The organism is Achromobacter sp. DMS1 (genome assembly GCF_001270295.1).
In genome coordinates this window covers 1-9,969 of record NZ_LHSJ01000152.1, presented here as the reverse complement: position 1 = coordinate 9,969, position 9,969 = coordinate 1, and the positions used below count along the sequence as shown (strand labels likewise).

The following is a 9,969-nucleotide window of genomic DNA, read 5'->3' as shown; positions in this document are numbered from 1 at the left end:
CCGCCGCCCTCGACGGCGCGGCGCCGGCGCGTTAGGCTGTGAGCCACGCAAACCGCAGCGCCGGCCACCCTTTCCAGGGTGTCACGGCCTCACCCAGGGAGGAGAAACTCGTGCAGGACGCGATACGCAAACGCCCGGCGGGCCCGGACGCGCAAGTGCATCTCACGGGCGGCTGCCAGTGCGGCGCCATCCGCTTTGCCGTTACCGATGAGCCTTTCACCGCCGCCACCTGTCATTGCCGGGATTGCCAGTATTCCAGCGGCGGCGCCCCCGCCCATGCCCTGCTGTTCCGGGCCGGCTCGGTCACGCTGCTGCGCGGCCGCCCCAAGGAGCACCGCTACAGGGGAGACTCCGGGCACACGGTGATGCGCAGCTTCTGCGCCGACTGCGGCACGCCGCTGTTCGGCGGGTCGGACGGCATGGGATACGAGATCGTGCGCGCCGGCGCGCTGGACGATCCCGAGGCGTTTCATTCTCAGGCCACGCTGTGGACGGCCTCCGCGCCGTCATGGCACCACGTCGACACGTCGGTGCCGCATTTCCCGCGCAACGCGCCGGCGCCGGGCTGAACGCGCCGCGCCGGGGCGCTGAGAAGCAACCTTACCTCCGGTTTTGACCTGTGCGGATATTCCGGGGGCACGTCAAATAAAAACCCCCGAAGGTTGGATATACGTCCAACTTTCGGGGGCCAGTTCAAGGCTGATCCGTTTTGCAGGGATGGCGCGAGGCGCGCGGCCCCGGCGCCATGCCGGCTTACTGCACCACCTGGGCCAGCTTGCCCGAGGCGTATTGCGCGGCGATCTCGGTCAGCGGGACCGGCTTGATCTTGCTGGCGTTGCCGGCGGTGCCGAACTGCGTGTAGCGGGCGACACAGATCGCCTTGGCCGCGGCGCGGGCCGGCTTCAGGTATTCGCGCGGGTCGAACTTGCTGGGGTTCTCGGCGAAGAAGCGGCGGATGGCGCCCGTCATGGCCAGGCGGATGTCGGTGTCGATATTGATCTTGCGCACGCCGAACTTGATGGCTTCCTGGATTTCCTCGACCGGCACGCCGTAGGTTTCCTTCATGTCGCCGCCGAATTCGCGGATCTCGGCCAGCAGTTCCTGCGGCACGCTGGAGCTGCCATGCATCACCAGGTGGGTGTTGGGCAGGCGGGCGTGGATTTCCTTGATGCGCGAAATCGACAGGATGTCGCCGGTGGGCTTGCGGGTGAACTTGTAGGCGCCGTGGCTGGTGCCGATGGCGATGGCCAGGGCGTCGAGCTGGGTCTTGCGCACGAAGTCGGCGGCCTGCTCGGGGTCGGTGAGGAGCTGGTCCATGGTGAGCTTGCCGTCGGCGCCGTGGCCGTCTTCCTTGTCGCCCTGCATGGTTTCGAGCGAGCCCAGGCAGCCCAGTTCGCCTTCGACCGTGACGCCCAGCTTGTGCGCGGCGTCCACGACCTTCCTGGTCACTTCGACGTTGTAGTCGTAGTCGGCGATGGTCTTGCCGTCTTCTTTCAGCGAGCCGTCCATCATTACGCTGGAGAAGCCGAGGTCGATCGCGCCCTGGCAGACCGCGGGCGACTGGCCGTGATCCTGGTGCATGACCACGGGAATGTGCGGGTATGACTCCACCGCGGCCTGGATGAGGTGCTTGAGGAAGGTTTCGCCCGCGTATTTGCGCGCGCCGGCGGAGGCCTGCATGATGACCGGGCTGTCGGTCTCCGCCGCGGCTTCCATGATGGCCTGGACCTGCTCCAGGTTGTTGACGTTGAACGCGGGAATGCCGTAGCCGTGCTCGGCGGCATGGTCGAGCAACTGGCGCATGGAGACTAGGGCCATGAGTGGTCCTCCTTAGGTGCTGTCTATTGAAAGATGGTTGAAGCCTTGCTGAATGGCGTGATTTTACGGGGGAATCGGTGAAAGGTCTTGCAACGGCCGGTATCCCTCTACACCAGGACTAAACCAGCGCATGGCCCGCTCCAGCAGCGGCTGATCCACCATGTTGCCGTCCACCAGCACCACGCCCTTGCCTTCCCGGCGCGCGGCCGAGGCGGCCGCCACCACGCGGCGCGCCCAGTCGAGTTCGGCGTCGGTGGGACTGAAGCCGCGGTTGACGTAGGGCACCTGGCGCGGATGGATCGCCACGCTGCCGGTAAAGCCCAGCTTGCGCGCCTCGCGCACCGCGGCATCGAAGCGCGGCATGTCCTGCAGATTGGCGATGCTGTCGGCCAGCCCCCAGCACCCGAGCTGGAAAGCGCGGGCGCTGTTAGTGACCTGCTGGGCGGCCCAGCGCAGGCTGTCCGGCTCGCGGCGACGGACATGGCCGCGGCGTAGTCCTCGGCGCCAAAGCCCAGCGCGCACAGGCGCGGCGAGCGGCAGGCGATCTCGCGCGCGCAGCACGCCCAGCGGCGATTCGATCAGGGCCGCAATGGCGATCTGCCGCGCCAGCCCCTGCGCGCGCTCCAGCTCGTCCAACGCATCGGCAAGCGCGTTGACCTGGGCCGGCGTCTCCACCTTGGGCAGCATGACGGCGCCCAGCACCCCCAGGTCGGCGCATTCCAGGTCGGCGCGCCAGGCGCGAGGGTTGGCGTTCAGGCGCAGCAGCAGCGGCACGCCGCGCTCGGCCAGCTTGCGCGAAGCGCGGCCACGCGCTGGCGCGCTTCCTCTTTCTGCTCGGCCGGCACGGCGTCTTCCAGGTCGAGGATGACGGCGTCCGCGCCGCGCTCGTGCGCGCGCTCGATGAATGCCGGCGCATTAGCGGGCACGAACAGCAAAGACCGCAATCCGTTCAGCCGCATTTGATGTCTCCCTGTTCGTGCAGTTGCCGGATGTCTTCCTGGCTCAGGCCCAGGTCGCGCAGCACCTGCCCGGTATGTTCGCCGTGGCGCGGCGCGCGGCGGCGCAGCGTCCCCGGCGTGCGCTCAGGCGCGGCGCCACGGCGTGCATGACGACGTCCTCGTCCGCGCCGTCGCCGGCCGCAACGTACACGCCGCGGCTGCGCACGTGCTCGTCGCGGCACAGTCCTTCGGCGTCGTGGATGGGCCCGACGGTCACGCCGTGGGCGCGGAAATGCGCCAGGCAGGCCGACTGATCCATCCGGGCGATGAATGCCTGCACCATGGCGTCGATCTCCGCATCGTGCGCCAGCCGCGCCGCATTGGTGCGATAGCGCGCATCGTCATACAGCCCGCCCTTGCCGATGGCCTCGAACACCTTGCGCGCCATCGCATCGGTGGAGCCCGACATGGCCACCCACCGTCCGTCGGCGCAGCGGTAGGCGCCGCGCGGCGAGGCGATCTTTGCGCCCTCGGCCGGCTTGACGCCGGTGCGCGCGTAGTTCGTCACGTCCGGCCCCATGATGGCGAGCATGGGCTCCAGCAAGGACAGGTCGATCACCTGCCCCTTGCCGCGGTTGACCTCCACTCGCGCAGCGCCGCCATCACCGCGAACGCGCCGCTCATGCCGGCCACCATGTCCGCCAGCGCGATGCCCGGCAGCACAAGGGCGCGCCGGCGCTGTCGCGGCTCTTGAGGGCAAAGCCGGAAAAACCTTCGACCAGGCTGCCGAAGCCGGGCAGGCTGCGGTACGGGCCGGTCTGCCCCCAGCCCGACAGGCGCACGACGATCAGCGCCGGGTTGTCCGCATGCAGCACGGCGGGGTCCAGCCCCATCGTCTCCAGCGTGCCCGGCCGGAAGCTCTCCACCAGCACCTGCGCCCGGCCGCAAAGCCGGCGCAGCAGACCACAGGCGCGCGGGCTGCGCAGGTCCAGCGCCACACTGCGCTTGTTGCGCGCGTAGACCTGCCACCAGCCGTCGTACCCCTCCGGGCATTCAGGATGGGGCTGCGTCCACTGGCGCAGCGTGTCACCGCCGCGGGCGGATTCGATCTTCAGCACGTCGGCGCCGAAATCCGCCAGTTGCAGCGTCAGCATATTGCCCGCCACCAGCCGGCTCAGGTCCAGCACACGGACGCCGTCCAGCACGCCCCGGCGGGCGGCGTCGAACGCCACCCGCGGCAGTCCGCCGGCCGGGGGCCGCTCGGCGGTCCGTTCATCGCCGCGCTCATCGTCCGGACTCGGGTTCCAGGGTTTGCGCCACCGCTTCCCAGCGCGGCGCCTCCTTGTCCAGCAGGGAGACGAACTGCTGGCGCGACACGTCCAGCGGCTCGGTTTCCAGCGTGGCGAAGCGCTCGTGCACCTCCTTGTTCCGCATCACCTTGGCCATGGCGGCCGCCATGCCGTCCACGGCCTGGGGCGAGACGGTCTTGGGCGCGAAGAGCCCGCCGATCACCGCGATGGACAGGCCCGGATAGCCCGCCTCGGCCAGGGTGGGCACGTCGGCAGCGAGCGCTCGCGCGCCGTGCTGGTCACCGCCAACGGGCGCAGCCGCCCGGCCTTGATCAGGGGCATGGACGCCGCCAGCGAATCGGTGGAGAACGCCACCTGCTGCCCGATCAGGTCGTTGAGCGAGGCGCCGCTGCCCTTATAGGGGACGTGCGTGGCTTTCACGCCCGCCTTCTGCAGCAGCATCTGGCTGGCAAGGTGCGTCATGGTGCCGTAGCCCGCCGACGAATACGCCTGCGGCCTGGCGCGCAGGCTGTCCATCAGGTCCTTGAGCGTCTTGGGCGCGCTTTCCGTATTGGGCACCAGCACCACGAACGGCGCCTGCATCACGGGCGCCACGGGCACGAAGTCCTGGTAGCGGTAGGTGGCGGCCTTGTTCAGATAGGGCACTACGAACAGCGGCGCGGTCGAGCTGAAAACGAACGTGTAATCGTCGTGCGCGCCGCGCAGCACCGCCTCGTGGCCCACCACGCCCCCGCCGCCGACCTTGTTCTCCACGATGACCGGCTGGCCCACGGCCTGCCCCAGATACTGGCCGATGAGCCGGGCCAGCACATCGCTGCCCGACCCCGGCCCCTGCGTCACCACGATCCTGATCGGCTGCGCGGGCCAGGCCGGCGCGGCCTGGGCGCCTGCCGCCATCGGCAGCGCGATCAGCGCGGCCAGCAATTGCCGCCGCATCCTGTTTCTGGCATTGGCTTGCATCCCTGTCTCCCGTATCGGTGTAATGAAGGACGTGCTATAAGTAGTTTGTTGCTACTGCAATAGTTGCAAGTGAGAGAATATGCCAAAAAAGATCGCAGTGGAAGAGCTGATTACATTCAAGGTTTCGGTGCTCGCGCAACTGCTGGCCCGGGTCGTGGACGCCTCCGTGAACAAGGCGCTGGGGCTCAACAGCCGCCAGTGGCGCACGATGATCACCCTGCACCGGCTGGGGCCCGCCACGCCTTCCGAGATCGCCCGGTTCTCGCATATGGACAAGAGCCAGATCAGCCGCGCGGTGTTCGAGACCGAGAAGCTCGGCCTGCTGAGCCAGGAAGTGGACGCGGCCGACCGCCGGCGCACCATTGTTTCGCTGACGCCGGCCGGCCTCAAGGTCGTGGACCGGGGCCTGCGCGGCACGCAGGCGCGCCAGAAATCGCTGGAAGAATCGCTGTCGTCCGAAGACCGCGCGACGCTGCACCGCATCCTCGACACGCTTACGGGGCAGGCGCGCGAAATGCTGGAGCAGGCGCGGGAAGGTGGGGGAAATGCCTGAATCGGCGTGCGCTGCGCCGCCCCGCCTTGCCTGGGGGGCGGCAGCCGACTCCGTTGCGGGCGCAAACGAACTCCGGGGCGGCGCTTATGCCTGCTCTTGCTTAAACGCGCCCGCTTCCTCGAGCACCTGGTTTGCCACCTTGAAAGCGTCCAGGCCAGCCGGAATGCCGCAGTACACCGTGGCGTGCAGCAGAATTTCCTTGATCTCGTCGGGGGTCACGCCATTGTTGAGCGCGCCCTTGACGTGCAGCTTGATCTCCGCCGGGCGGTTGAGCGCGGTCAGCATGGCCAGGTTGAGCATGCTGCGGGTTTTCTTCTCCAGGCCAGGTCGGCCCCAGGCGTAACCCCAGCACCATTCAGTGGTCATGCGCTGGAAGGCCATCATGAAATCGTTCGCGCGGGCCAGCGAATCATCGACATATCCGGCGCCCAGCACCTCGCGGCGCAACCGCAGACCTTGGTCGAACAATTCGTGGTTGGGGTTTTGCTTGTCTGCCATGGAATTCTCCTCGGTGAAATGGCGGCCGGCTGCCGCCGGCGGGCGGCGAAATCGTTCCGCTTTGAGCGGGTTTGCCGTCTTGCCGTATTGTCGGCCCAGATCGCTGACGACTCCGGCCGCCATGCCGGTCCGGGCTCCTTGCACGCCGCGCAAGTCCTGACGGAGCCCTGCCCGTTTCCGATGGCATCAGCACGCCATGCGGCTCGACCGTCTTCGGGAAAATCCCGTGCCCAGGCTGTCCCCGCGCCGCGGATTTGCCGGCACAATCGATTGTTCCCTTGTCCATTCTTTCCCTCGCATGGAACTGCGCCAATTCCGCTATTTCGTCCGCGTCGCCGAACTCGGCAGCATCGGCCGCGCCGCGCGCGAATTGAACGTGGTGGCCTCGGCGCTCAGCCAGCAGATCAGTCGGCTGGAAACCGAGCTCGCCACCCGCCTGCTGATGCGCACCCACACCGGCGTGGTGCCGACGGCGGCCGGCGCGGCCTTTCTGCGCCAGGCGCAATTGACGCTGCGGCATGCCGAGAGCGCCGTCGCCGCGGCGCGCGTGCGCGCGCTGTCGGGCACGGTCAGCGTGGGTTTCGCGCCGGCCACCGCCTACATGCTGGCCCGTCCCTACTATGCCGCCATGGCCGAGCGGCACCCCAACGTGCGGCTGCACCTGGTCGAGGGGCTGTCGGGCAGCCTGGCCGACCAGCTCAATGCGCGGCGGCTGGACCTGGCCGTGCTGTTCCAGAACGACGCGGGCAACAGCCACAACGCCATTCCCATCCTGGACGAGCGTCTGTTCCTGCTGGCCCGGCGCGGCCTGCTCGACCTGCCCGACGCCAGCGGTCACGATGCGCAGCTCGCCCTGCTGCCCCTGGCCTTGACCAGCAAGGCGCATGGCATGCGCGCCTGGGTGCAGGCGGCTTTCGAGCGGGCGGGCGGGAGCCCTGGATCGCGGTGGAGGTGGACGGGCTCACGACGCTCATGGACCTGGTGAAATCCAACGCCATGGCCACGATCCAGCCCGGCGGCACGGTGGCGCGCGCCGACCGCGAACTGCTCTCCGCCCATCCCATCGACGACCCTTTCCTGTTCCGCCGCAGCACCGTCCGGTGCGTGAACGAAGACGAGCTCTCTCCCGCGGCGCTGGCCGCCCGCGCGGTGCTGACGGACGTCATGCGCGGCCTCGTGCGGCAAGGCGGCTGGCCCGGAGCCACCCTTCTCGAATCGTGATGCCCCCATGCCGCGGCGCTGGGTAGGCGCTCGCCGGGTGCGCCGATAGAGTCTGTCCCATCGCCGCCTGTTGCGGCGGCCTTCTTTCCGATCCGCGATGACGACAGAGACTCCGCGCCCCGGCGCCCTGCGCATTCCCTCCATGCGCCCGCACTGCTCCCCGGAAGAATGGGAGGCCAGGGTAAACCTGGCCGCCTGTTACCGCCTGGTCGAGCTCTACGGCATGTCCGACATGATGGCCAACCACATCTCGGCGCGCGTGCCCGGCGAGCAGAATGCGTTTCTCATCAATGCCTACGGCATGATGTACGAGGAAATCACCGCTTCCAGCCTCATCAAGGTGGACCTGGACGGCAACATTCTCGCCAAGCCCGACTTCGGCCCGCTGGATTACGGCATCAACAAGGCCGGTTACGTGATCCACAGCGCCATCCACGGCGCGCGCCACGACGTGGACTGCGTGATCCACACGCACAGCTGGGCCTCGATGGCCGTGTCGTCCCTGGCCTGCGGCCTGCTGCCGCTCACGCAGACGGCGATGCGCTTCCTGAAGATCGGCTATCACGATTACCAGGGCGTGGTGCTGGACACCGCGGAACAAGCCTCCCTCATCGCCGACCTGGGCGAGGGCGAGGCGCTCATCCTGCGCAACCACGGCGCCCTGACCGTCGGGCGGACGGTGGGCGAGGCCTTCAACTGGATGCACCGCCTGGAGCTCGCCTGCCGCGCGCAACTGGCCGCCCAGGCCGCCGGCGCGGCGGTGCAGCCCGTGCCGCAGGCCGTGCTCGAGGCCACCTGGAACAACTATCAGCCCAACACGCGCCGCCCCTACGGCGTGATGGAGTGGCCTGCCCTGCTGCGCAAGCTGGACCGCCTGGACCCCGGCTTTCGCGACTGATCCGTCGCGCCCGCCGCGGCGGACCCGAGCGGCGCGACGACGCCGCCCATCCATAACAAAACGCATGGAGGAGACGAACATGCACCACCCGAGAACCTGGCTCGCCGGCATCGCGCTGGCTGCGGCCTGTAGCAGCCCCGCCGCCATGGCGGCCGGCTATCCCGCCGGCCCGGTCAAGGTCGTAGTGGCCTTTTCGGCCGGCGGCACCACCGATACGCTCACCCGCGGCGTCAGCAACCTGCTGGCAAAGAAACTGGGCCAGCCCTTCGTGGTGGAGAACAAGCCGGGCGCCGGCGGCAACATCGGCACCGAGTACGTAGTGCGCGCCGACCCGGACGGCCAGACGCTGATCGTCAATTCGGTGGGGCCCATCGCGGTGAACCCCTCGCTCATGAAGCTGAACTACGACCCGCTCACGGATCTCGTTCCCATCGTGCAGCTCGCCACGGTGCCCAACGTGCTGGTGGTGCCGCCTTCCTCGCCCGCCCGGGATTTCAACGGCTTTCTGGAATGGATCAAGGCCAAGCCCCATCCCACCTACTGCTCCACGGGCGTGGGCACGTCTTCGCACCTGTCCAGCTACATGCTCATGGACCAGCTCGGGGTGGAGGCGACCCACGTGCCCTACAAGGGCGCCGACGCGGTCAACGACCTGCTGGCCGGGCGCATCGACTTCATGTTCGCCACGCTGCCCTCGGTCATCGGCCAGATCCGCGCCGGCAAGCTGCGCGCGCTGGCCGTGAGCACCGCGCAGCACTCGGCCACGCTGCCGGAGCTGCCCACGGTCGCGGAATCGGGCTACCCCGGCTTCGACGCGGGTTCCTGGTTCGGCTTCTTCGCGCCCAAGGGCACGCCGGCCGAGATCGTGCAGACGCTGAACCGGGAAGTCAACGCGGCCATGCCCGCGCTGAAAACCCAAATGCTCAACGAGGGCGCCGAGCCGGTGGGCGGCACGCCCGCGCAGTTCGCCACGTTCATCCGGCAGGAGCACGCCAAATGGGCCGGGCTGGTGAAGAAATTCGATGCGACCGCCAACTGAGTCCCCGCCATCGAAGACGACCCCTACGGCGAGCTGCGCTACGCCGGCGAACCGCAGCCTGGCCTTTTCACCCTGGCCACCGAGTACGGCGCCAATGTGATCCGCCTGGGCACCTTCTCCAAGGTGCTGGCGCCCGGCCTGCGCCTGGGCTTCATCGCGGCGGCCCGCCCCATCATCGACAAGCTGGTGCAGGCCAAGCAGGCCACCGACCTGCATACGCCCACGCTGACGCAAATGGCGGTCTACGAGATCGTCAAGGACGGCTTCCTGCAGGAGCACCTGCCCAACGTGCGCGAAATCTACCGCAAGCAGGGCCGCTGCATGCTGGAGGCCATCGAGCGCGAGTTCCCCGACACCGTGAGCTGGACGCGCCCCGAAGGCGGCATGTTCCTGTGGGTGACGCTGCCCGGCCACATCGACAGCACCGCCCTGCTGCAGAAGGCCATCGAGCAGAACGTGGCGTTCGTGCCCGGCGCGCCGTTCTACAGCGGCGGCGGGCGCGCCAACACCATGCGCCTGAGCTTCGCCACCGTGCCCGAAGACAAGATCCGCGCCGGCATCGCCATCCTGGGCAAGCTGCTCAAGGAATACACGGCCTGACCGCCGCCTCGCCGACGGCCGGGTGCAATGCCCGGCGTCGTTGTTTTATGCTGTCCGTTTCGAGTTCCCGTCACCGCGATTACCGTGAGCGCCCCCAACTCCACTCCCGCCGATCTCAGCGACATCGTCTTTAC

At 68.4% G+C, this 9,969-nt stretch carries 10 protein-coding genes and 3 pseudogenes; 6 read left to right on the top strand and 7 right to left on the bottom strand.

Annotated features, from left to right (window positions below):
• Positions 1–110 precede the first annotated feature (110 nt).
• Positions 111–569, top strand: a complete 459-nt coding sequence (locus AD428_RS16845) for a GFA family protein (protein WP_053245943.1) — start codon at positions 111–113, stop codon at positions 567–569.
• A gap of 184 nt (positions 570–753) precedes the next feature.
• Here the strand turns inward: AD428_RS16845 and fba are convergent, their stop codons facing one another.
• From fba to AD428_RS16810, 6 genes and pseudogenes are all read right to left on the bottom strand, one after another.
• The gene (fba, locus tag AD428_RS16840; protein WP_053245942.1) at positions 754–1,818 is read right to left on the bottom strand and encodes a class II fructose-bisphosphate aldolase; all 1,065 of its coding nucleotides are present in this window, start codon (positions 1,816–1,818) and stop codon (positions 754–756) included.
• A 63-nt stretch (positions 1,819–1,881) separates the two neighbouring features.
• Positions 1,882–2,592: an aldolase/citrate lyase family protein gene (locus AD428_RS16835; protein ID WP_053245941.1), complete on the bottom strand. Its 711-nt coding sequence runs from the start codon at positions 2,590–2,592 to the stop codon at positions 1,882–1,884.
• Positions 2,571–2,777: an aldolase/citrate lyase family protein gene (locus AD428_RS28955; RefSeq protein WP_053245940.1), complete on the bottom strand. Its 207-nt coding sequence runs from the start codon at positions 2,775–2,777 to the stop codon at positions 2,571–2,573. Before AD428_RS28955 ends, AD428_RS16835 begins: the two co-directional genes overlap by 22 nt.
• A 43-nt stretch (positions 2,778–2,820) precedes the next feature.
• Complete coding sequence (locus AD428_RS28950; RefSeq protein ID WP_053245939.1) at positions 2,821–3,402, bottom strand: CoA transferase; 582 nt, start codon at positions 3,400–3,402, stop codon at positions 2,821–2,823.
• 34 nt (positions 3,403–3,436) lie between these two features.
• Entirely contained in the window at positions 3,437–3,988 is a 552-nt protein-coding gene (locus AD428_RS28945; protein ID WP_053245938.1) for a CoA transferase, read from the bottom strand.
• A 52-nt stretch (positions 3,989–4,040) separates the two neighbouring features.
• Positions 4,041–4,963: pseudogene (locus AD428_RS16810) on the bottom strand (tripartite tricarboxylate transporter substrate binding protein).
• Between the two features lie 142 nt (positions 4,964–5,105).
• Here AD428_RS16810 and AD428_RS16805 point away from each other — a divergent pair.
• Positions 5,106–5,579: a MarR family winged helix-turn-helix transcriptional regulator gene (locus AD428_RS16805; protein WP_053245935.1), complete on the top strand. Its 474-nt coding sequence runs from the start codon at positions 5,106–5,108 to the stop codon at positions 5,577–5,579.
• Between the two features lie 84 nt (positions 5,580–5,663).
• On the opposite strand, the gene AD428_RS16800 is transcribed toward AD428_RS16805, so the two are convergent.
• The gene (locus AD428_RS16800) at positions 5,664–6,077 is read right to left on the bottom strand and encodes a carboxymuconolactone decarboxylase family protein (RefSeq protein ID WP_053245944.1); all 414 of its coding nucleotides are present in this window, start codon (positions 6,075–6,077) and stop codon (positions 5,664–5,666) included.
• A gap of 298 nt (positions 6,078–6,375) precedes the next feature.
• Here AD428_RS16800 and AD428_RS16795 point away from each other — a divergent pair.
• From AD428_RS16795 to AD428_RS26250, 4 genes and pseudogenes are all read left to right on the top strand, one after another.
• Positions 6,376–7,298: pseudogene (locus AD428_RS16795) on the top strand (LysR family transcriptional regulator).
• Between the two features lie 97 nt (positions 7,299–7,395).
• Positions 7,396–8,196 carry a class II aldolase/adducin family protein gene (locus AD428_RS16790; RefSeq protein WP_053245934.1) on the top strand — a complete coding sequence of 267 codons (801 nt, stop codon included), beginning with the start codon at positions 7,396–7,398 and terminating at the stop codon, positions 8,194–8,196.
• 79 nt (positions 8,197–8,275) lie between these two features.
• A complete protein-coding gene (locus tag AD428_RS26255; protein WP_053245933.1) occupies positions 8,276–9,235 on the top strand; it encodes a Bug family tripartite tricarboxylate transporter substrate binding protein in 960 nt (319 codons plus the stop codon).
• A pseudogene (locus AD428_RS26250) lies at positions 9,236–9,835 on the top strand (PLP-dependent aminotransferase family protein); the annotation flags it as partial.
• Positions 9,836–9,969: the final 134 nt, after the last annotated feature.

What these genes read in the sequence shown, in the direction of transcription:
- AD428_RS16790 (WP_053245934.1), top strand. Translation starts at nt 7,396, where the DNA reads ATGACGACAGAGACTCCGCGCCCCGGCGCCCTGCGCATTCCCTCCATG.
- AD428_RS16800 (WP_053245944.1), bottom strand. Translation starts at nt 6,077, where the DNA reads ATGGCAGACAAGCAAAACCCCAACCACGAATTGTTCGACCAAGGTCTG.
- AD428_RS28955 (WP_053245940.1), bottom strand. Translation starts at nt 2,777, where the DNA reads ATGCGGCTGAACGGATTGCGGTCTTTGCTGTTCGTGCCCGCTAATGCG.
- AD428_RS16805 (WP_053245935.1), top strand. Translation starts at nt 5,106, where the DNA reads ATGCCAAAAAAGATCGCAGTGGAAGAGCTGATTACATTCAAGGTTTCG.
- fba (WP_053245942.1), bottom strand. Translation starts at nt 1,818, where the DNA reads ATGGCCCTAGTCTCCATGCGCCAGTTGCTCGACCATGCCGCCGAGCAC.
- AD428_RS26255 (WP_053245933.1), top strand. Translation starts at nt 8,276, where the DNA reads ATGCACCACCCGAGAACCTGGCTCGCCGGCATCGCGCTGGCTGCGGCC.